Genomic DNA, 22,383 nt, shown 5'->3' on the forward strand with positions numbered 1-22,383 from the left:
CCGGGCGGAAGATCTTCCGTGCCCCTTGCCATGCCGAGCCCCCTTACCCGTCCTGTTTTGCCCATTCTCGTCCGGGCCGGCCTGCCTGTCAGCCCGCGTAGCCGTCCAAGAACGCGCTGCAGGCGTCGGCAACGTCACCGAGGCGCCCCTCGCGGATGGCCCGGACCGGCAGCACTCCGCCGAGCTGCGCGTTGGCCGTGACCAGCCAGGACGCCGCGATCGTCACCGACATCCCGGACGCCATCTTGTCGGCCGTGTCCAGGGCGAACCGCAGACGTTCAATTGATGCTTCCGGCGGTGGGGCGGTGCCTCTGGCCCACCGGGTGACTTGGGCGGGGTCCTGCGTTCCCGCGAGCGAGGCGACAATCGCGTCTGGAAGGTACCGGCGCAACCGCTCGACGGTCTCTCGGTTGCCGGGCATTGGGGAGGACACGACGGGTGGTTCCGGGGCGTTAGACATCGAGCCCCCTTTCGCGGGATTGGGACGACGCCTTGAACAGCTGATGTGTTCGAGGGCGCCGGCCGCTGGTATCGGAGTTCGCCAAGTGCGCCTTGGTGCAACGATGCTAAGTTCTTGCCCGCCGCAATGCGTGGGTCCGAACCACGTCGCTCAGAGCGCGCGCCCTGAAGCGGTCTTGCGGAGCGCGCTGTATTCCTATGACCTTGTACATGGTGGGCTCCGTCCTCCAGTCACCCAAGATCATGGGCAAAGCCGACAGGAGCGCAGCACTCTGAAGCGCAATTGCGGTCACGCCCGCAGTCCCTTGACGGGTCTGCTTCATGCCAATCCAGTGCATGTTGTTTTCAAACAAGCTCATCGTTTCATCGGCGTCCTCCATATGACGCAAATCGTGCGTGACGATCGCGTCGATCTCAAGATTCTTGAGCTTCGGAAAAAGCTGAAGGTCCTTTTCTCCCTCTAAACCAAGCTCATTGGTCGTCAGGAACTGGTGCGAGGGCAACATGTTCTTAAGGTGCGAACTGACCTGTATTGCAAAGTTTTCGTCCATGAAGAATCTCATCGGGCTGCACGCACCATGTCGTCGAACCGAATGGCATCCTGTGCGGCTGCCGTAGTGACGGTCGGAAAGAAGTGGCTAACCTGATCAACCGTGATCGTGTCACCGTCAACGATGCCCGCGACGGCGTCGAATGCGACACGAGTGTTTGCGATCGTGGGCCAGCCGCCCATCTTGTCCGCATCTACCTCTAGGTGCGGCATCGGCCTCTGAAAGGGCACGACGTTGTCGCCATGAAGGTTGGTGAATGGGGCAAAGATCTCTCCGAAGGTGAACATCCGAAGCTGACCGGGCTGCCCGACGAGTTCGATGTGGTTTCCATCTTCATCTGCCAGAACGACGCTTCGACTATCCGCCCCGAACTTATAGGCCGAGAGGTGCTCATCGTACGAAAGCTTTCGCAGTACAGAAAGCGCCAGGCGGATGCGCTGTAGGGAGATTTTCGCGCGAAGGAAGGCGATCGTTCGCAGGGCCATCAGGTCCCTGTACGAATATTGAAGGCCACCGCCGTCCGCCGGCGGAACTTCCGGCTCGAATACGTCTTCGCGACGCCAACGGCGCAGTTGCGAAACGGTCGTGCCAGTCAGCACAGCCGCCATGCGGACATCGAATGCCATGAAGCACCCCCTCGTCATCGACATTCTGCCCCTCCTGCCGGCCGCGGCCTACTAGCCGCGCCGTGGGCGGCCTCGCCGCTTCCTCACCTGACGCAGCTCACGGCCATGGCGAAGGGTCCGGGGTGGCGGCGCCAGAGCGAGACCTCCAAGGACGACGTCCGGTGGAACGAGCGGGGGCGGACTGGCGCTCCCATGCCACGATGGCATCGCCCCGCCCGGATCCCACCGGACGGGGCGCTGGGACAGAGTGGCCCGAGATCGTGCCCTCCACAACCTGAGGGACCTCGTGCCAGCTAGTGCTTGAGGATCCCGTCGACTACGGTGTCCACCAGGCTCTGGAGGGGTCCTTCGGTGGCCTGCAGGTGTGCGAGTCCGTCGGCGGTGCCGGCGACGGCGGCCAGGCCGAAGTTGTGGCTGCGGAGGCGCAGGGCGGTCTCGCGCTGCCGGCGCAGGGACGCCAGGGTGGGGCCGCCGTAGCCGCCGAGCTCAGCGGCGCGAACCGGGGGGTCGAAGCTGTACGCGAACGGCTGGTGCTGCTCCTCGGCCAGGACGAGGAGGGGCGCGGAGGTGAAGGGGCGGTTCTCGCTCCGATCGCAGGCGGGCACGGCGTACACGAGGGCCATGACCATGGCGGCGAGCTCACCGGCGGCGTCACCGGGCCCGGCCGGGGACCAGTTGGCGTGCAGCTGCGTGCGGTCGATGGTGACCGAGCGGTAGAAGACGCCGGAGGTGAAGGTCGAGCTGAAGGTGGAGCCGCGGGGCTCCGGGTCCGGCTGGTGGGTGGACACGGCGGGGGACACGGCGATGGCCGGCACGGTGGACTGGTCGGGGGCGTCCGAGTAGGTGCGGCCGAAGGACGCGGCGGCGAGGGATCCCGTGCGCTCACCGCCGCTGAACGTTCCGGCCCGCGGTCCTGCGATCGTGGCGGCGGCCGTTTCGATGTTCGTCGCGCTGAGCGAGGTGTCCGTCGATCGTGCGTGCTTTTCGGTGTCGAACAGGTTGTCCTCGCGTGCGTTGCCCTCGTTGGCGGGGCCGACGCGTTCGCCGACGGCGGAGGCGTCCTCAAACTGCGCGCGGATACCCCGCTCGAGCGACTCGCCGGACAGGACTTCCCGGACGGCACCGGCGACCGTCTCCCGACGGGGTGCGCCCGGGTCGTTGCGGTCCAGGTCAGACCACAACGCGGGGGTGATGATGTGGAGGGTCAGGTAACGCATGGGGATTCCTTCTCTTTCGGTGTTCGCGGTCCTCGTGGGCCCGCCAGCGTGCGCGGACGGATCCTCGGGGGACCGCGGGTTGTCGACTTCTCCACTCCGGAACCGAATTGGTGGTCTTGAAGGGCGAAGCCGATGCCAGTCTGATGACCGGCCACCGTTGAGAGTGCCGGCTCCGGCGCCGTCTCACCACCTGCCTTCTCCGGTTGATCCTCTGTGCGGAAACGCGCGTATACGCACCGCCAATTCTTCTCGTCTGTGCGGATGGTCGGCCGGGCGGGTCCGTCTCATTCGGGCGTCCTTATGCGTTTGTTTTGCGCCCGAGGACAACGCGGTTAGGTGGGCGAATACGGTGCTCTGGGCACGCGGCGCCGGAACCGGCGAGCTGGGGGGACACTGCGGGATCGTGAGGCACCCACTGGCGATGGTCGGCCAGGGTCGGACCACGCGCCGAGTGCGGGGTGCCTACCGCCCGACTCGTCTTGCGCTTTTCGTCGACCCCGTGAATGAGGACGGCAAGCCCGCGAGTCAACGGATCGACCGGTGCCTCAATGTCCGTGGACATCGGCCCGCGGCTCGCGGTGCGGGCTCCGGCCCTTGCGGGACCGAACTGCCAGGTGTGAAAGACCAAGCGACTGCGAACCCGAAGGCGTCCAGCCCACGGGTTGACCGGGACCGGTCGACCGTGCCCGGGCCACGTTCCCGTCGTCGACCCCGCGGACGTGCTTGCTCCCGGTCTCCCGCTAGGCGATGCCACCTCTGGTCCGATTGTCCGGTCGAGTCTCCTTGACGATGTACCGCTACGTGCCCGCCGCGGGGCGAAGGTGCTTGCGACGGCAAAGTGGACTTGGCACTGCGGCTTCGCACGCAGGGATTGTTGGCGGGTCCGGCGGGGGCGGAACGGCGCCTTGACTGACGGTCCTAGGGAAAGTCTGCCCGCGGCCGCCGCCCAGTCGACCCACCGGCGGAGCCAAACTGTCGGCCGTCCGGATTAATCTCCCGTGTATGGGGAAAAAGAGAAGATTGATCGAGGCATGCCCGGGGGTTGCCGCCGAATGGGACGTCGAGGCCAACAGGGGATTGGCGCCAATCACGTTTGACACGGTTCTGACCCAATCACGGCTGGAAGTGCGGTGGACGTGCGCCAAGTGTGGGTTCGGGTGGCGACAGTCTCCGCGGCGCCGGTTCGAGCTGCAGCAAAGAAGCGGCTTTGACCGCGTCCGCGGGTGCCCTTGCTGCAGCAACCGCGTGGCCGTACCCGGCAAGAATACCGTCGCGGCGGTTGCTGCGTGGCTTGTGCCGGACTGGGCGACGACCAACGAGTTTGGACCGGACGAGGTCGTGCCAGGGTCCCGCCGTCGGGTTGACTGGCGCTGTCGCAAGTGTGGCCACTGCTGGACGACCGCGCTCGTGCGCCGGGCTGGGGACCGCGGCTGTCCGGTGTGCGCGGGCAGGACTGCTCCCGGGGTCAACACCTTGAGTCAGCTCTTCCCGAACATTGCCCGAGAATTCGTCGCGTCGCACAAGGGCACGCACATTCCGGACATGCTGTCCGCCACAAGTGGAGTCGAGGCCGTGTGGCGCTGCGAGCGCTGCACGCATGTGGCGCGCGGACAGAGTGTCGCTGATCGGGTGCGCGTCGGATGCAAACAGTGCGCGGGCCGCATACTGCAGCCGGAGTCGTCGGCCGGAATGGTCGAGGCCTTCCGACTGCGTTGGGACTGGGCACGCAACGACAAGTCTCCCTGGGAGTACTCGCCCGGCAGTGGGCAGAAAGCCCACTTGCTTTGCGCGGACGGGCACAGCCATCGCTCCCAGATCGCGGCCGCAGTGAAAGGCTCCGGGTGCCCGCACTGCCGCCGCAGGTCGTCCAAGGCTCAGGAGGAGCTGGCAGTCGCCCTTCGAGACGTGCTCGACGATGTGCGAGTTGAAGCCATCCTGCCGATACAGATCGCGGTCAGGCACCCCACGCTCTCCTTAGACATCCTGGCGGGGTTGGGCGCATATCGGATCGGCATTGAGTACGACGGCTGGTACAGGCACCACTGGGACGACGCGATGCGGCTGGACCGGCGGAAAAGCAGGCTCATCGTCGACGGCGATGCTGTCGACGTGCTCGTCCGGGTCCGGGAGCATCCGCTCGCGTTACTCGACATGGACGATCGGCGAATTGTGGAGATCCACCACCGGCATCCCTATTCGGGTCCCCAATCCGCAAGAGAGCAGGCACTAGGGGACACAGCCGCGAAGATCTTCGCGGAACTGACCCGTCGCCTCCGCGAGGACCCTGCAGGCAATCCCGAACCTTGCGGAGAAGCCACCTAAAAGAAGGGGCACAGCCAGAACTCCCGGAGCCGCTTGGTTTCTGGAGGCTGACTTTCACCGCGCGCCGGAGGAGCGGCGCAGACCAAGAGTGGAGGACCAGCCTTCCACTCTCAGGACGTAAACGTGCTGACCTTCTTGTCAATCGAAGAGACTGTCGTCAGGTAATCGCTCGACGACCTGTCTGGTTACAAGGTTATCGAGCGCGACGCTGTGTTCCCCCATCCTGAACTGAAGCTCTCGAGCTCAGGCCGCCTTCATGGCCATCGATTCCATCTGTTCGATGACCAGCTTGATCGCCTCGGGTTGCTTGTCCGGCGGGTACCCGTTGAGGACCAGCAGCCGCTTGATTGAGGACCGGAGCTTGGCCCGCACGTCCTCGCGGACCGTCCAGTCCGTTCGGACGTCGCGGCGCATGATCGTCACCAGCTGGCGTGCGATTTCGGCCAGGATTCCCTCGCCCTGCTGCTCCACCGCTGATTCGTTCTGCGCCACGGCGTCGTAGAACGCCAGCTCGTCCTCGTTTAGCGGCGGCGTGAAGCGCGCCCCGCGCTCAGCTTCCGCGGCGACCTCCTTCGCCAGCTCGACGAGCTCCGCGATCACCTCGGCCGAGCTCAGCTGCTGGTTCGTGTACTTGTTCATCAGTTCGGTGATCCGTTCGGAGAATGCCCGTTGCCGGATGGTGTTGTGCCGGGTCGACTTCGCGGACTCCTCGGCGACCAGTTTGCGCAGCGCCTCGATTGCCAACTGAGGGTTCTTGGCTTTCTTCGTCTTGGTGATGAACTCGGGCGTCAGGTCATTCAGCGACGGCTTCGGCATGCCGGCGGCCTCGTAGATGTCCAGGACCTCGCCGGTCGCGTCCGTTGCCGTCGCGATGAGCCGGCCGAGCATTCGCTGGATCTCCTCCGGCACGGGCTCACCGCGGGACTGCCGGTCCGCGGCGTCGTACTTGCCCATCCAGACGCGGATCTCCTCGTACACCTGGATCTCGGGGCGCAGGTCCTCCAGTGCGCCGGAACCGGAGCACAGGGCCCACGCCCGGGCGAGCTGCCCGGAAGCCTGACGGTACCGGACAGCCAGCGTTGGAGCCTCGCCGTCGGGCTCGTTCCCAGGGGTGGCCGGGCTGCGCAAGTGGTTGACCGCGCCGCTCACCGCGTTGAGGAACGACTTGGGCCCGGGTTTGGCGAGCTCGGCCCGCCAGTCATAGCCGGCCAGCAGCCCGCGCACCTGGTCCACGAGCTCCCGCGCCAGCGCCGCCGCCTCGTCCAGGTTCTTGCCGACGGGTTTCTTCTCCTGGTCCGTGGACGTGTACTCGGCCAGCGCCTTCGCCAGGTTTTCCGCCAGCGGGGCGTAGGCCACCAGCAGGCCGTCCGCCTTTCCGCGGAACGTCCGGTTCACTCGGGCGAGGGTCTGCATGAGCAGCGCGCCCTTGAGCGGCCGGTCCAGGTACAGGGTGTGTAGCGGCGGGGCGTCGAACCCGGTGAGCATCATGTCCTTGACGATCACCAGCTCCAGCTCGTCGCCCGGGTCCTTAAGCCGCTCCTTGATCGCGTTGTTCGCCGAGTCGCGTCGCACGTGGTCGGCGACCGGCGGTACGTCGGAGGCGGTCCCGGAGTAGACGACCTTGATCTTGCCCTTGTCCAACTCATCCGAGTGCCAGTCCGGCCGCAGCGCGACGATCGCCGAGTACAGGTTGGCGCAGATCTCGCGGGTCCCGCCGACGATCATGGCCTTGCCAAACGTCGGGGCACCCGCGGTGTCGCCGATGAACGGAGCGACGACGCCGCTGCGCTTCTCCCAGTGCCCCACCAGGTCCTTCGCGAGTTCCTCGAGCCGCTCCGGCGCGCCGTAGACGGCGTTCACGACGGCGACGGACTGCTCGATCCGCGCACGCTCCGTGTCGTCCAGCCCGGCCGTGGCCTCGTCGGCTGCGGCGTCCAGGTCCTCCTGCGTGACGCCGTCGGCAAGCTGCACCTTGATGAGCCGTGGCTCGAAGTACACGGGCACGGTGGCGCCGTCCTCGACGGCCCGCGAAAGGTCGTAGATGTCGATGTACTCGCCGAACACGTCGCGCGTGTTGCGGTCGTCGAAGGAGATCGGTGTCCCGGTGAACGCGATGAGCGTGGCGTTCGGCAGGGCGTCGCGCAGGTGGCGGGCGTAGCCGTCGAGGTCGTCGTAGTGGCTGCGGTGTGCCTCGTCGACGATGACGATGATGTTCCTCCGGTCGCTAAGCAGCGGGTGCTCGGCGCCGGAGTCCTTCTCCTCCTGGGTTCGTCCGAACTTCTGCAAGGTGCTGAAGTAGATCCCGCCGGTGATCCGGCCGGAGAGTTCCTCGCGCAGCTCGCTGCGCCGGCGGATCTGCTTCGGCGTGTCCGGCAACAGCTGCGAGCGGGAGAACCCGGAGAACAGCTGGCCGTCGAGCTCGTTGCGGTCGGTGATGACGACGACGGTCGGGTTCTTCAGCGCCGGGTGGCGCATGACCCGGTTGGTGTAAAGCTCCATCTCCATGGACTTGCCGGAGCCCTGGGTGTGCCACACGACGCCGGCCTTGCCGTTGGTGCGCACCGCGTCGATGGTGCTCCCCACGGCCTTGGTGACGGCGAAGTACTGGTGGGGTTTGGCGATGCGCTTGAGCAGGCCGTCGGCCCCGGCGTCGAACGCGGTGAAGGACTCCACGAGTTGCAGGAACCGGGTGGGGTTGTAGAGTCCGGAGAGGGCGGTTTCGATAGGCAGGACGGCCTCGCCGTCGAAGGTGGCGTCGGCCGAGACGGGTTTGCCGTCGTCGTCCACGTTCCACGGCGAGAAGTGGTTCAGCGGCGTGAACGGCGTCCCGTACTTCGCCTCAAGCCCATCAGATGCGAACGTGAACACACAGAAGCGAAACGCCATCGGGAACTCCCGCAGGTACGTCTGCAGCTGGGCGTGCGCGGCCGCGACGTCGGCAGTCTTCGAGCCGGCCTTCTTCAGCTCCAGGATGCTCACGGGCATGCCGTTGCAGTAGAGCACCACGTCGAAGCGGCGTCGGTAGTCGCCTGCCACGAGCGTCACCTGGTTGACGGCGAGCCAGTCGTTGTCCGTCTCGCCTGTGCCCAGGAGGCGCAGGGTCGGGTTCTGCTCGGTGCCGTCAGAGTCGTAGTAGCTCAGGCGGTAGCCGTCGACCAGCATCTTGTGGATGCGGTGGTTTTCCTCGATGGCGTCCTGCGAGGACGGCGCGGCGATCTCCGCCAACGCCTGCTGCAGGTACTGCTCGGGGACACCAGCGTTGAGGCGGCGCAGCGCAGCGAGCAGGCGGGGTCGGATAAACAACTCGCCCCACGAGTCCCGGTCACCCGTGCCAGGAGCGATTTCGTCCCCGTGCTTGGGCCGCCAACCGTTCTCACCGAGCAGGTCTAGAGCCAAGCTTTCCCAGTCGGCCTCTGTAAAGCTGGTCTGGAGTGTCATTTTCGTGGTCGTCCCCCTTGGACTAGGTCCTGACCTGAATCTATCCTCCATGGACTACGTGGGGGTGCATGTTGCAGACAGTGTATGCAACATTGTCGCCGCCAGTGTTGTAGGCGTCGCTTGCAACGCTTGGGTTGGCCAGAGTGCGAAGCATGCCATTCCGGCCACGCCTTCACACGGCTACCCTTACGAGGGCTTCGGCATCCTTGACCCGGAGCTTGCCGGACATGAGCTGCGGCAGAAGTGAATTACGGATTGATGCCAGTGTCTCGTTTTCAGTGAGCAGAGTTCGCATTGCCGCACGAATCGGATAGACGACGTCGTTGAACCGTTCTATGGCTGCCCGAGCTGGCATGTCCATGTCGATCCCGACGATGACCCTGGCGTTCATGTTCTTCTGAACGGAACCCTGCATGGCCCCCTCCGCATATGCCTCGTATTGAGGCGACCGAAGAAAGTGATAAATGAAGAGTGCATTGGTGGGATCGAGCGCTTTCAGTCGAACCAAATAGGAAGCAAACACGGCTGCTGGGTCTCCAACATCCACGAACGCGGCTTTGCCAGGGTCCGCCATACGAGCGACCAGAATGTCGCCAGAGTTTGTCCGGTATTTGTTCCACTCGTCCGCAGTGGGGGAGCAATATGGAGCTGTACTCCATTGGACCCATGGTTTCTTATTGATGTCTGTAACGCGCAAGAATTTCGGTCCAGGGCCATTGCTGGCGGATGTGGTCAAGCCATACTGAGTTTGCACGAGCTGGCTCAGGGGAACTGTTGCGTGCGGTTCCTCCGCTAAGAGCTTGTATTGCAGTTCGGCCATGGTGGCGAGCGCTTCCGCGAGCTTCGTGTTAGCGGCGATCTTCTCGTCGAGGGAGCCGAGGACTTCGCAGATGGCGTCCTGAGCGAAATGAGGAGGCACGACGATGGGAACCTTGGCAATGTAATTCCGGTTGAGCATTGGCTGAACCGATCCCGAGTTGAAGCCCGCGAGGTCCGTGTTCTCAAAAAGGTGGAATACCCATCGCGGGTTATTGCCCTTGAAGTCCTTAACGAACAACGTGGTGTTGTGCGGCCAGAAATCTCCGCCCGACCACTTGGGTCTACCAAGATTTGTCGCTCGGCCGATGGTGACACCTGGCCCCTTGATCGGACCTTCATCATGAAAGCCACCTGTATCACCGGAAGTCAGCACTGGGTAAGGCCCGGGACGCCGTGCGTGATGTGGCAGGTCGAACCCGCGCTGTATCTCCACGACATCACTCAGGTGCTTCATGGTCCAACCCACTGGCATTTTCACGACACCCTCCCCAGCTGCTGGCGCACAACTTGCGCCAGGAGTTCGGATTCACTGAACTGCGTAAACAGTTCAGCCTTGAGCCGCTCGATCTTCTCCTCGACGGGCTCGCCGTCGTCCTCGACGTCGGCCGCGCCAACGTAGCGGCCAGGGGTGAGCGCGTAGTCCGCGGCCCTAATCTCCGCGAGGGTGGCCGAATAGCAGAACCCAGCCTCGTCTTCGTACTTGCCGTCGGTCAACGCCGTGCCCCGCCAGGCATGGAAGGCGCCCGCGATCTTCGCGATGTCCGCATCGCTCAAGGCGCGTTCGGCCCGGTCGACCATGTGGCCGAGGTTCCGGGCGTCGATGAACAGCACCTGGCCGGTGCGGTCCACGGAGCCGTGTTCGCTGGCCGTCTTGTCCTTAGAGAAGAACCACGTGCACACGGGGATGCCGGTAGAGCGGAACAGCTGGGTCGGCAGAGCGACCATGCAGGAGACCAGGTCCGCCTCAATCAGCTCGGCGCGGATCTGCCCTTCGCCGCCGGAATTTGAGGACATGGAGCCGTTCGCCATGACCACGCCGGCCGACCCTCCCGGGGCTAGTTTGGCGACGATGTGCTGGATCCACGCGTAGTTGGCGTTGTTCGCCGGCGGGACGCCGTAGCGCCAGCGCGGATCGGACTCGTTGCGGGCCCAGTCCTTGATGTTGAATGGCGGGTTGGCCATCACGAAGTCGGCCTGCAGCTCGGGGTGCTGGTCCCGGGCGAACGTGTCGCCCCAGCGCGGCGCCAGGTTGGCGTTCAACCCATGGATGGCCAGATTCATCTTCGCCATCCGCCACGTGCGCTCGTTGAGTTCCTGCCCATAGACAGAAATCGCTGTCCTGTCCTCGTGGTGGGCGTCCAGGAACTTCTCAGTCTGCACGAACATGCCCCCGGACCCGCAGCAGGGGTCGTACACCCGCCCGTGCGTCGGCTCCAGGACCTCCACCAGCACGCGGACCACGCCGGCGGGGGTGTAGAACTCCCCGCCGCGCTTGCCCTCGGCCTTGGCGAACTTCTCCAAGAAGTACTCATACACCTCGCCCAGCAGGTCGCGGGCACGGCCCGTGCCCTGACCGGTGAAACGGGCGGAGTTGAACAGGTCCAGCAGTTCGCCGAGCCGGCGCTGGTCCACATTGTCCCGGTTGAAGATCCGCGGCAGCGTGCTGGCCAGCGACGGGTTGGCGGCCATGACGGCCTCCATCGCCCCGTCGATGAGCTCGCCGATGCTCTTAGGCGCCTGCCCGTCCATCGCGGGCAGGCCCTTGGCGTTCTGGGCGAGGTAGTCCCAGCGCGCGTGTTCGGAGACCCAGAAGACCCCGCGGCCGGTGTACTCGTCGGTGTCGTCGATCAGTTGCGCGACCTGGCCCTCGGACATCCCGTCCGCGGCGAGCTCGGCGGCGATCTGCGTGCGGCGCTCGGTGAACGCGTCGGACACGTATTTCAGGAACACCAGGCCCAGGATGACGTCCTTGTACTGGGAGGCGTCCATGGAGCCGCGCAGCTTGTCCGCGGCCTTCCACAGGGTGTCCTTGAGCTCCTTCATGGTGCTCGGCAGGGCGTCCTGCTTCACTGCGGGCTTCTTCGATGCTGGCACTAGGGCCGTCCTTCCGTCTGGGTGTCGGTCTCAATGATCTCAAGGTCCTGGGCGGCGACGCCGCCAGCGAGCCGCGCGGCGAGTTCCGCGAGGCGGGTGAGCCGTTCGGCGGCCGCCTGCTGCTCCTCGACGAGCTCGGCCAGCGCGGATGCGAGCGCCGCGGCCTGGTCCGGCGGCACGGTGCGCACCGGCCAGCGCCGCCAGTTCCCGGGTGGCGCCGCGCCGATGTCCGCGGCGACGACGGCGGCCAGCAGGCCTCCGGGGTCCGCGGCGTTGATCCGCAGCGTTCGCGCCGGAGAGCGCACGACGGCGGAGCCCTCCGTATCGACGACTGCCGCCGGCTGTGGCCCCGAACGGAAGACGATGTCCCCGGGCTCGGTCAGCCGGGCGCGGGGGTAGCGGGCGGCTAGCACCAGCGCCGGGATCCCGGCGCTCGGGGCCGGCACACCGAAGCCGCGTTCCAGGTCCCCGGGCCCCCAGACGCGGACCCCGCCGGCGTTCCCGTGAGCGAGATCCGCGGTGTCGATGCGCGTCCCGGGATGGTCGCGCACGTGGCCTGCGTCCCGCAACGCGCCCAGTGGGCGTGCCGCGGTAGCCGGGACCGTAGGGACGCTGCGGGCGCCGGCGGCTGTGTTCGAGGCGCGCGCTGCCACGCTAAACGTTGTGTGGGGTCGGGCGCCGGACGTTGCTTGGACGGCGGCGATCGCCTGTTCCGTGCGCAGGACCGTCTCTGCCCTGGATCGCGTGGGAGCGGTGGCCGAGGGCCCGTCGTCGGGCACGAGCCCCGCGCGCGCCGCCAACAGGCTGGCCGTGCGCACAAGGCGCGAGAAGCGGAAGGCGTGGCGGCGTACGGACTCGAGTCCGCGGAGCGAAGCTGCCAGGTCCGTGGAGAGGTCCTGCACGGCTGCCCGGTCCAGACGGGTGTCCAGCAAGTCCGCGACCATGACCCGGCGCTCTCCGAGTGGAACGCCTTGCGGCTCCGGGCCGAGGACCCAGAGCGCCATCGCTTGGCGGGGCTTGGCGGGCAAGAGGCCTCTCGGTAGCCGCACGACGGCGCGGACCCGGCCGGCGCGCAGGGTGGAGGACCGGGTGTTGTCCATTTCGGTGCTGTCGAGTCGGTCCACGAGCACGGACGCCGGGCCGATGACGACAGCCCGTTCGGTGCGGTTCAGCCCGAGGACGATCTCGTCGACGCCATCCAGCACCGCACGGGTGTCCGGGTCCGGCTGGCCGGGACCGGGGAACTGCGCCAGATGCACGGTTCCCGCGGCGGCGCGGTCTCGCCGCACGACAGTGAGATTGTCGCTGCCCGCGGCGTGGGCGTGCAACCGGCGCAGCGCCGGACGCCCGGACGGGGCGGCGCCGGAATCCGACGGAAGCACCTGCAGGGTCCCGTCGGCGTCCTCGCCCAGGAGCTTGGCGACGGCGAGGAGCAGGTCCGTGCCGCCAGCTGTCGTCTCCGTAAAGAGACGGGAACCGGCTCCGACCTCCAGCGCCGCGGCAGCCACGAGGTCCAGCGCGGTCCCGGAAAGCGTCGCGGCGGCTTTGTTGCCCAGTCCGGAGCGGAAACGGTCGGCGAGCAGGCTTTCGAAGGCCGCGGGAACGCCGTAGGAGGCGTCGACCAGACGGTCCGTGTAGGCGGCAAGCGGCACGAGTTCGTCGCCGATAGCCTCGAGCTCCGCGTAGAGGTACTCGTCGTCGGGATCCGCGGCGTCGGCGGCGTCCAGCAGCCCGTGCGCGTCGAGGCCCACCAAGGGTGAGCCCATCTCCGCGCGCAGGGCCAGCAGCGCCGAAACGGCATGGAAATTGTTCCTGCCGTCGACGACGTGGGCGGCGGCATCCTCGGCAGCGTCCGGGTTGTTGCCGCGTCCGGTCGCCCGGAGCCACTCGACCACGCTGGCGGCCTCGAACAGTTCCTGGGCACCCTCGCGGTGCGACGCGGCGGGAAAGGGGAGCAGGGTGCCGCGGCTCCGGGAGCGCCACATGGTGACCACGGGACGCTGGACGCCGGCCATGCGTGCGACGTCGGAGAGGGTCATGAGATTCGTCGTCATGTCCTTTTCTCCTTCGGTTGGTCGAGCCGTCCCTCTGACTCTAGGGCCACCGACCGGTGTTTTCGGGACGAGACTGATAAGCCCCCTTATCGGTTGTCGGGAACGTCGATGGTGACGACCATCCGTAGCTTCGTAGATGTCGGCAGGAGACGAGCCGGCGAGCGGATCGGACGGTGGAGTGTTGGGGGTTTCGCCGTCCGGTCCGCCACCCGCACCTTCAGCGAACGATCGAGGAGAGACCATGACAGACCCGCACACGACACCGCCGGCGCCCCTGGAAGGATCCAGCGGATCCAGCGGCGTCAAGGCTCCGCGGCACCTATCCCGCGACGCGTGGATCTTTGGGCTGGGCGGCCTCTGCCTCGGCTTGGCCGCGGGCCTGGTCCTCGGCACCCTGGCGTCCGCGCCGTATTCCCAGAGCACGGCAACGGTCACCGGCGCTGAGGCACCGGACAGCCGCCCGATAACCGACGCCGCCGCGGAATGCGGCGTCACAGACGTCCAAGGCGTCGACGTCCTCGACGAGGGCCGCAGCATCCAACTGGCCACCGCCGGCAAGGAATCCTCGGGGGCGACCTACGTACAGGTGATGTGCGTCCTCGACGCCCTGGGAATCCCGGAGTCCACGGTCTCCCGTATGGACAGCACCCGGGCACTCGACGGGCGGCAGGCGGCCAGTTGGGGAGACTACTCGGCCACCTGGGGCTACCACCCCGACAACGGCCTGGACATCGTCGTCGAAACCGTCACGGAGGAATCATGAGCACCGAACAACTGGACGCGGTCCCACCGGCGGCCGACGCGCCCCGCGCGGGACCGAACCGGAAGACCCTGGCGGTCATCGCTGCGGCCATGGCCGCCGTCGTCCTCTTCGGCGCCGGAATGGCAACCGGCTCTGCGACCGTTGACCCGACCGCAAGCGAGGAATACCGGGCGCTGGTGGGGGAGCGGACCTCTGCGGCGGGCGAACGGGATGCCGTCGGAACCAAGTACGACGAACTGGTGGGCGACTACAACTCGCTCGTGTCCGGCATGGAGGAGCGGGAGGCCGGCCTAGACGAGCGGGAGACAGACATCGAGGAGCGCGAGAGTGCGCTGGAAACCCGTGAGGGCGAACTCAGGTCCGTCGAGGCGGCCGTCGCGAAGCGGGAAAAAGCCGTGACGGGGGCGGAGGAGGAAAAGGCCACCAACGCCATCGGCAACGGAACCTGGACCGTTGGCATGGACATCGCCGCGGGAACCTACCGCACCGACAGCCCGGTCGATTCCGACTGCTACTGGGCCATTCTGCGAACGGGCACGAACGGCGACATTGAGGAGAACGACATCCCCGGCGGAGGCCGCCCATCCGTGCGCCTGTCCGAGGGACAGGACTTCAAATCCAACCGCTGCGGCACCTGGACTAAGCGCTAGCCTTCGTCGGCAGCTCGAACAATCACTTCACCGAAAGGCATCATCATGACGCACACAATGCAGACTCCCTATCCGGCTCCTGCCGCCGTACCGGCTGGCAAGTCCTTCATCACGGCCTGGCTGCTGTCCCTGTTCCTCGGTATCTTCGGCGTCGACCGCTTCTACCTTGGAAAGGTCGGGACCGGCTTGCTCAAGCTGTTCACGATCGGCGGCTTGGGCGTCTGGGTGCTCGTGGACCTGGTAATCATCTTGGCCGGCGGGATGCGCGACAAGCGGGGGCTTCCGCTGCAGGGAACCCCGAAGCAGCGGATGGTGGCGTGGATCGTCACTGGGGTCCTCGTGGTGCTCGGTGCGGTGAACGGGGCCACGACCGCCGGCAATCCACCGAGCGCCGCTCCCGTCACCGCTGCAACGACGGCCGGCCAATCCGAGGCGCCCGCGAAGCCGGCAGCGGCCGATGAATCCGCCGCCGAGCCGTCGACGACTTGGACCGAAGTCGCCACGATCGAGGGACGCTCCGACGCCGCAAGCCCGGCCTTCGAGCTCACCGGCGCGGAAGCCCGCATGTCCTACACGTTCGAGGGCGACCCGGACATGTCGATCGGCAGCATCTACCTGCTGACCGAGGGCACCGATCTCCAGGCCGACGGCGGCATCCCGATGGTCATGCTGACGGAGCCCGAATCCGCCACGACCGCCCTTCACAAGAACGCCGGCAGCTACTACCTCGACGTGCGCGCGGCGAACATGACCGGCTGGAGCGTCACGATCGAAGAGAAGCGCTAGATCGGAAATCGAGAGGGGGGCTGTCGCGATCACCGCGGCGGCCCCACTTGTCGTGGACCGACTAGACACTCTGGACTCGTCGTAGGGCAGTGTGGCGGCGTAGTGTTGCTCGCCTTCTCGGTTCACCGCGATGGCGTGGTGGCCGCCCTTGCCACGGCCAACCCGATAAGAACACCTCAACCGCGTGTTCGCTGATCGTATTCAGTCCTCCCAACCAAGGAACGGTCCCCGTTCTGGCCGCTGGGCGTTGTCGGGACCCGGCATTCACAACTTGCATGGCTTGCCGACTGTTGGCCTTGCCTCCATCAGCGACTGGCCGGCGCCTCCCGGCTCCTGACTGGCCGCAACCCAAGGATCGACTTCGGTCGGAAATGCGCCTCTGTGGAAACTGGCTACGCCCACCTGCCACCCTGGATGCCAATGTGGGCGGAGACTGCCAGCGCTCGGTTGGACCAGACTCACCAGGGGGAAAGCCGTTCCAGTGCGCGCGTGTAATCGGGGACAAGAGTCGGCCGTTCGATATAGGACTCCCGCGTTGTGCGTTCGTCCGAGTGGCCGAGTTGCCTCATGGCGGCGGCGTCCCCGAGATCTTCGCTCAACAGTGTCGCGACGGTCTTTCGGAAAGCGTGCGGGTTCACGGACTCTACGTCGGCCAACTGCAGAATGCTCCGAATCGACCGCCGGACCGCGGACGGTGCGGTGAAACGTCCAGTACGCGTTGGAAAGACCGGGTCGGTGGGTGCCGTGCCTGTTCGGAGGTCATGCAGCTCCAAGAGCAGCTTCCGGTTCCAGCTAGGGACGCGGATGCTTCGGTTGGAAGCCCGTGTCTTGAGCCAGGGTTGCCGGAACAGGCTTCCCTTTTCACACAGCGTGCCATTGAAGGCGACGACGCCGACATCCAGATCAACGTCGCACCAGCGCAGGGCCATCACCTCGCCAATCCGGCCCCCCGTCCCTACGAGGAGTTCGAAGATGTCGCGTACCCGCCGACTCGGCTTGGGCCCGGGCCGGCCGGCGAGATTCCACCTGGAATCGAAGGCCTCGCGGATCTCGCTAAGGACCTGAACGTCGGGGGCGTATGTCTCCACACGCCTCGCCGGAATCTTGACGGTCTTGGCGTGGTTGACACGGCACCATCCGCGCTGCATCGCGTGATCGAGGCTCTTGGTCAGCACGGCACGGCATATGCGTGCCGTAGAGACGCCGCTGGAGGCGTCGGCGCTGATGAGCCCCAGGAGAAAGGTGGCGCAGTTGTCGTATGTCAGCCTCCTGACTTCGATATTGCCGAGGGCGCGGATGATTTTTTGACCATGGTCCGCGTATTGGGAATACGTTTGCCACGTCAGCCCGTTGGTCACCCTGTAACCCACTGCGCCGGTCGCCGAGAGTTGTGGACGGTTCACGGCGACTGCCTGCAGATAGCCCTGTACGGCGGCTGCGACCTTCGGGTTCTCTCCTTCCGTGGGACCACCGACAGTGTTCCGCAGGCCTGCTTCGGCCTTGACGGCAGTCTCAGCCATGGCCTTGGTCCTCCGGATCCGGGCGATGGGCGGGCTCAACCGGCCGTCGTGACCCTTGTAGCGAGCGGTCGCGCGCCAGCGGCCATCGTCCATCTCGATAGTGTTGATCTTCCCCAGCTGCCCGTCAGGAATCTTGGACGCCATCAGGCGGCGCACCGCAGCTTGATGGCGTTGACCCACTCCACGAGAGTGGCCTTGGGGTAGAAGACCCGCCGACCGATCTTGTAGTGGGGCGGTCCGATGCCAGCGGAGCGCCAGTTCGCCAGGGTCTTGGGCGACTGCTCCAGAAGCCGGGCAGTCGCCTCCGCGCCGAGGGCGTCGAGCGACAGAATGTTGTCTTTTTCGTTTTCCATACCTCTGTGGAGTGCGGCAGGCTTTCCCGTCTCACCGCTGCTCAGACACGACAGACAACACGACAGATCCACCGGGAATGATCTGGTTTGAGCGGGTGCTTGCGGGAACTTGAGGGCAAGGCTACAGAGAAACTCAAGCGCAAGGATCCCCGGAATTACGCACAAGTGACCGTCTTGGTACCCATTCGGGCACCTGTCCTTCTGACAGGGGGTCACCGGTTCGAATCCGGTAGGGGGCTCTGACTAAAGGCCCTAGATCTGCGGGATGCCGCGCATCTAGGGCTTTCGTCTGTTCTCGATCGTTAGGGTTATTTCGGCTGTGTACCCCCTGTTTCCGCCACGTTTTCTGCGTGGTGGTGAGTAAATGGTGACCGCTATTCAAAGATCGCATCGTTCCCTTTAGAGACTTCCGGTAGGCCCCCCGGCTTGAGGACATCCGGACTCTTGGGCATGGATCGTAGACTGCGTGCTACTCGTTCGCAATGAAAAGGTCAGGGGTTCGACTCCCCTAGGCTCCACCATCGACAGACCCCCTGCCTTCTTTGCAAATAAAGGGAAGCAGGGGTTTCTTTCGCGCTCTCAACGCACCTGCTTGACAGGTGGTGCAACGCATGCATGATCAATAATTGAGGCTGTTTACCGGCGCTGTAGTCACTTTTTAGTCACTCCATTCGGGCGCTTCGCGGCGGATCTCAGCGCCCTAGGCGTTCAGACGGGCGCTGGATCTACGGCGGCGAAGCGTTTGCTGACGATGCTGAGCCGTCTGAGGCATCTTGCGTCGGCATCGCGCGAGGGAATCGACTTGTGAGATGCGCACGGCGCAACGTGTTGGCGGCCGGCGCCACTACGAAGGCGGGTGCTAGGGCTAGTCCCTGAGGCCTTGGCGCCAAGCTTCCGCGGAAAGTTCCTCTCGCCGGGCTTGACCCTCGTAGGACTCGGCCACAGCCTCCAGCAACTTGCGTACTCTTGGCCATGCCTTTGCCCCATCGGCCCAGGCTCGAAACTTTCCTGCAAGTTCCATTTCTTGTGCACCACCTTCGCCGAGGCTGCGGCTCGTGACACCACGTGAGTTCACTATGCCCAAGTAGATGCCTTGCTCAAGGTCGCGACTCCGGACGCGCTCGATCAGATCGCGAACGGAGTCTTGCAAAGGTGCCCCTGACGCGCGCGCCGGTGCATTCGCCAGTAGTTCACCAATCTGTTGATCGCCGATGATCTTCATGTCGCTCTCTGACAGGCGTTCGCGTGCGTCTGTCACCCAAGCCGTGAGCGCCTCCGCATCTACAACGCCGTCAGCGTCAAAGCCAGGACAGCGCTTGCATGTGCGCAAAACCTCGAAGGCCCTCGCTGCGACTGCACGCTCCTGCTCAGTTCTCTCCTTAGCTTCCTCACCTGCAGCGCGGAAACACATCTTGATCAGGTCCGCGAAGAAGTCGGCGCCCGTAACAACGGCATGGTGCAGTGATGGAGCCGCAGCATCGAAACCTAGGGCTTGGAAGAAGTTCCACTCCAAGCGAATCACTCGCACGCGCCCGAGGTCCTCGCGATGGTTGGCTAGGAGAGAGAAAATTCGCTCCAGGTCTGACTCTCGAAAGGCACTCTTCTCATTGTCTGGAATCTCTGCCAGCTCAAGCAGTCGGTCCAGGGCTGCCGCGACAAGTTTTGCCTCTTCTAAGCCCATATCCTTCGATTGCTGGATATAGAGAGAAACGAGCATCACGGCAGAAGCGGGCCTATCCACGGCAAGTAGACTCCAGCCCACCTTAGTTACGTCTTGAAAATCATGCCCCAAGCCGTAAATCGGAAACTCCGACCAATAGGACTGGGTTACTTCATCGTCAGACAGAGCAACAAGACGTGAGGACGCTAGGTCGAGGTCGGGAAGCATGCGCAGCAATCTCGCCTTAGCTTTCGCCTCCGGAGTTAGAGCGATCAACGAGTCGACAAGGTCGATATGGCCGGCCGTCCTTATTCTGCCGGCGAAGTAACCATGCGCCATCTTGTATTCGTTACCATCCGTGGCCAGATGAGGCAGCAAAGCCTCAGCCACATCCTCCCCGCTATTCGCGAGAGCGCTACCCACAAGTTCCGGCGTTCCGACGCGTACAGCGAAGCCAAGCACGCCGTCCAATCCAGTTGCAGTGAAAATGTCCTCAACAACTTCAGTTCGCAGTCGCAGGACCTCCGCTGCATATGCTGCATAGTCATCGCGTCGTCTGAAGCTTCCTATGTCAATCCAGTCGTTCTCGAACATCCAAGAGTTAAGATCGAAAGTGTCATGCGGAGCGATCTCATGCATCACTTCCTCGACCTCGGCGATGACATCATGCGGCAGCGCCCAAGAGGCGTCGGGATATTCTTTGTGGCGGGCAACGAACTCACGCAACCCGTGAAAGAGCTGAGTCAGGTCGTCTGACTCTCCACCTCCATTTGAACCCGCACTACGGATAGCGCTCAGCAGCTCAGTTCTCATTGCAGCGTCGACTGCCGCGAGCTTGTCGACGGCCATGAGTGCTACCGCCGCGTTGTTAGCGGCCAAAGCACTCAGCTCGTTAACCACGACCCTCAGGACTTCACGCATCTCTTCAGCGCTGGTGCGTTTCAGGCGGCCCCATTCCCGAAAGCGGGGCGAACTGTGAATCATCTGCATCTCGCGGTATTTCGGGATGAGCGAAGTCAACAACCGGGCTCCAGTGGCGGGGTGTCGCCGAGCGACGTTGCGAATACATCGGATCCGATCGTTGACGTCCGCGGAGGTATTCGGGACCCACGCGTTTAATATTCCGCGGAGTGAGTTAAGCGGCCTATTAGTCGTTCTGCCGCCTGGATCGATGTCTGCAAGACCCGCAAGAGCTTCGACAGCTTCATCGATGTAGTCAGGGGACCAGGCAAGTCGCTCCAATGCCCAGAGAAAGTACGTGTGTGAGGACGTTGGTGCGCCGAACTGATTATCAGCTGGCTCGACGAACATCTTCTGGTGTGAAGCGGCGCCCTCACCAAATCCGGCGGCTACAGCATTCAAGAACTCCTCAGGGGAAGCTTCCGCGAGATCGCTCATCACGTCTCCGAGTGAATGCCACTTTCGGTATGTGGCATCTTCGCTCGCCGCATCCACCAGCTCTCTTACGACGGAGCGAGCGAACGAAGCCGTTGTGGCCGACCCACCGCCCGACACGGGGACAGCCAATGAGCCCAATAGTGCCAATCCCTGTGCGATGCCCTCGCGAAGAACACCGGAGTATTTGCGTCCGATCCCGCGAATGCCGGCAAGGTGCCGCTCGTCATCAGGCATGGCGAGAACCGGATCTTCTTCTCCCAGGACGGCGAGCGCGGCCGCGCGGAACGCCACTAGGTCGTCAGCAGTGATCTCTTGACTCTTGAGTGACCATGCATCCTCCAGCGTCACCACGTGCCAAATGTCGTTGACCTGAGACATGAAGGGTGGAATGACTGCACTGGACAATGTGCGAACTCGTGCATCAACATTTTCGTAGCTCGAACCCATTAGATCAGCCAAGACTTGGCGATCGTCCGTATTTCCCGCGCGCCACTTTCCGACGAGGAGCAACCGTCTGAGAATCGAGTCCCCTTCTGAGGCCCACGTGGGAATCAATAGTTCGGGGTGATGGGCTAGTCGTCGACGCAGAGCGAGCAAGCTGCGACGACCCAGTGCGGCAAGGGCGTGTATGGAATCCTCGTCGACCTTGTTTTTCAACTCCGCGGAAATTTTCTCGCTATCGAGCCGTGGTACTTCTACGGAAGCGGTGCCCTGCGTAACCGTGAGAATGACCTGATGGCGAGACGCAGACGGCAGGTCACGCGTCAGTGTTGCATCAAGAAGGATAAAGATCATGGGCTGCGGCAGTGCCATCAACTGCGCTAGAGAGGCCGCATCCGAAATCAGGAGTGCGCGGCTAGATCGACTCAGCCCTTCAGGCGTTGCGTCATCGAGGATCGCGGCAGCGATGAAGGCTGGCGCCTCGTCGGGAGGCAGTCCACCGCCCAAGCTAATTACTCGCCGGCCGCTCTCAATGTCCTCTAGTAGACGCTTAGCCGCCGTCTCTCTACCGGCAAGAACGATCCCGCGACCGAGCTCCACTCGTGTAGACGGAAGCCAGGACTCTGACCACCAGGTCTTTAGGTCGCGTACTCCGGGGAGGGCCTTGCCGAGGTATGCGGCCAACCAAGCCGTCGTGCTGGGGGCCTGTTCGAGCCAAGTAGTCACTCTGTCCAAGTTGTATCCCTCAACCCGGTGCCACTTCGCTTCACTACTCTTGGCGGCAGCCCAAGACCGTGCCTTGGTCCAGGGCTCGAGGATGACCTGCACATAGGTGACATCCGCCATCTTCGTTCCCGGAGGACCGTTTAGGCGCTTGGTGTAATCATCCTCTGCCTTACCTTGCCCGCCCCCGACTGACAATTCCCACACTGATATTCCGTCCGGAACGAACGCGTTGCTCGATGTCGCTTCGACAATCCCGTCGAAACCCCCAGCCGCGATACCGCTACCGCTTGGCATGTCGAGACTTGTCAATCCATCCGCAGTCTCGGCTATAAGCCTTCGAATCAACTCGGGGAACATTACGTCGAAAGCCGCGGTCTTGGCGGCAGCCTTCAAGTCATCACGCGAGATCGGCGGCCAGTTCGTCATACAGCAACGCTACCTACACGGCGGCGACTCCACGTCGGATCGAGGATCCGTGTCTTCGCTGCTGTTCGTCAGCATTTGGG

General features: G+C 64.5%; 15 protein-coding genes and 1 pseudogene. 5 read left to right on the top strand and 11 right to left on the bottom strand.

The window, feature by feature from the left end; all coding sequences use genetic code 11:
- Positions 1-88 precede the first annotated feature (88 nt).
- The 4 genes from ACETWP_RS14045 to ACETWP_RS14060 form a co-directional block, all read right to left on the bottom strand.
- On the bottom strand, positions 89-460 hold the full coding sequence (locus ACETWP_RS14045) for a hypothetical protein (protein ID WP_373972885.1): 372 nt from the start codon (positions 458-460) through the stop codon (positions 89-91).
- Positions 461-566: 106 nt separating this feature from the next.
- Positions 567-1,010 (bottom strand): hypothetical protein, encoded by a 444-nt coding sequence (locus ACETWP_RS14050; RefSeq protein WP_373972886.1) that lies wholly within the window; start codon positions 1,008-1,010, stop codon positions 567-569.
- A gap of 8 nt (positions 1,011-1,018) precedes the next feature.
- Positions 1,019-1,636 (bottom strand): DUF433 domain-containing protein, encoded by a 618-nt coding sequence (locus tag ACETWP_RS14055; RefSeq protein WP_373972887.1) that lies wholly within the window; start codon positions 1,634-1,636, stop codon positions 1,019-1,021.
- Positions 1,637-1,929: 293 nt separating this feature from the next.
- A complete protein-coding gene (locus tag ACETWP_RS14060) occupies positions 1,930-2,853 on the bottom strand; it encodes a type I-E CRISPR-associated protein Cas7/Cse4/CasC (RefSeq protein ID WP_373972888.1) in 924 nt (307 codons plus the stop codon).
- A 1,002-nt stretch (positions 2,854-3,855) separates the two neighbouring features.
- Here ACETWP_RS14060 and ACETWP_RS14065 point away from each other — a divergent pair.
- Together ACETWP_RS14065 and ACETWP_RS14070 are read left to right on the top strand one after the other, a co-directional pair.
- Positions 3,856-4,293 (top strand): annotated as a pseudogene (locus ACETWP_RS14065) (zinc-ribbon domain-containing protein); the annotation flags it as partial.
- Positions 4,294-4,326: 33 nt separating this feature from the next.
- The gene (locus ACETWP_RS14070; protein WP_373972926.1) at positions 4,327-5,175 is read left to right on the top strand and encodes a zinc-ribbon domain-containing protein; all 849 of its coding nucleotides are present in this window, start codon (positions 4,327-4,329) and stop codon (positions 5,173-5,175) included.
- Between the two features lie 243 nt (positions 5,176-5,418).
- Here ACETWP_RS14070 and ACETWP_RS14075 read toward each other — a convergent pair whose 3' ends face one another.
- From ACETWP_RS14075 to ACETWP_RS14090, 4 genes are all read right to left on the bottom strand, one after another.
- Positions 5,419-8,613, bottom strand: a complete 3,195-nt coding sequence (locus tag ACETWP_RS14075; RefSeq protein WP_373972889.1) for a type I restriction endonuclease subunit R — start codon at positions 8,611-8,613, stop codon at positions 5,419-5,421.
- Positions 8,614-8,785: 172 nt separating this feature from the next.
- The gene (locus ACETWP_RS14080) at positions 8,786-9,904 is read right to left on the bottom strand and encodes a restriction endonuclease subunit S (protein WP_373972927.1); all 1,119 of its coding nucleotides are present in this window, start codon (positions 9,902-9,904) and stop codon (positions 8,786-8,788) included.
- Positions 9,905-9,906: 2 nt separating this feature from the next.
- Positions 9,907-11,475: a class I SAM-dependent DNA methyltransferase gene (locus tag ACETWP_RS14085; RefSeq protein WP_373972928.1), complete on the bottom strand. Its 1,569-nt coding sequence runs from the start codon at positions 11,473-11,475 to the stop codon at positions 9,907-9,909.
- 50 nt (positions 11,476-11,525) lie between these two features.
- The gene (locus ACETWP_RS14090) at positions 11,526-13,580 is read right to left on the bottom strand and encodes a hypothetical protein (RefSeq protein WP_373972890.1); all 2,055 of its coding nucleotides are present in this window, start codon (positions 13,578-13,580) and stop codon (positions 11,526-11,528) included.
- A 241-nt stretch (positions 13,581-13,821) separates the two neighbouring features.
- On the opposite strand from ACETWP_RS14090, the gene ACETWP_RS14095 reads away from it, so the two are divergent.
- From ACETWP_RS14095 to ACETWP_RS14105, 3 genes are read left to right on the top strand one after another with little or no spacing between them, the layout of a single operon-like run.
- Entirely contained in the window at positions 13,822-14,343 is a 522-nt protein-coding gene (locus ACETWP_RS14095) for a hypothetical protein (RefSeq protein ID WP_373972891.1), read from the top strand.
- A complete protein-coding gene (locus ACETWP_RS14100; protein WP_373972892.1) occupies positions 14,340-14,993 on the top strand; it encodes an Rv1352/Rv1906c domain-containing protein in 654 nt (217 codons plus the stop codon). The genes ACETWP_RS14095 and ACETWP_RS14100 overlap by 4 nt, the downstream gene beginning before the upstream one ends.
- Before the next feature lie 45 nt (positions 14,994-15,038).
- Positions 15,039-15,779: a TM2 domain-containing protein gene (locus ACETWP_RS14105; protein WP_373972893.1), complete on the top strand. Its 741-nt coding sequence runs from the start codon at positions 15,039-15,041 to the stop codon at positions 15,777-15,779.
- Between the two features lie 458 nt (positions 15,780-16,237).
- Here the strand turns inward: ACETWP_RS14105 and ACETWP_RS14110 are convergent, their stop codons facing one another.
- The 3 genes from ACETWP_RS14110 to ACETWP_RS14120 all read right to left on the bottom strand — a co-directional run bounded on the left by ACETWP_RS14110 (position 16,238) and on the right by ACETWP_RS14120 (position 22,303).
- Positions 16,238-17,455 carry a site-specific integrase gene (locus tag ACETWP_RS14110; protein ID WP_373972894.1) on the bottom strand — a complete coding sequence of 406 codons (1,218 nt, stop codon included), beginning with the start codon at positions 17,453-17,455 and terminating at the stop codon, positions 16,238-16,240.
- Positions 17,443-17,652 (bottom strand): helix-turn-helix transcriptional regulator, encoded by a 210-nt coding sequence (locus tag ACETWP_RS14115; protein ID WP_373972895.1) that lies wholly within the window; start codon positions 17,650-17,652, stop codon positions 17,443-17,445. Before ACETWP_RS14115 ends, ACETWP_RS14110 begins: the two co-directional genes overlap by 13 nt.
- 865 nt (positions 17,653-18,517) lie before the next feature.
- On the bottom strand, positions 18,518-22,303 hold the full coding sequence (locus tag ACETWP_RS14120) for a hypothetical protein (protein ID WP_373972896.1): 3,786 nt from the start codon (positions 22,301-22,303) through the stop codon (positions 18,518-18,520).
- Positions 22,304-22,383 lie beyond the last annotated feature (80 nt).

The sequence above is a fragment of the Arthrobacter halodurans genome (assembly GCF_041877255.1).
GTDB lineage: Bacteria > Actinomycetota > Actinomycetes > Actinomycetales > Micrococcaceae > Arthrobacter_N > Arthrobacter_N halodurans.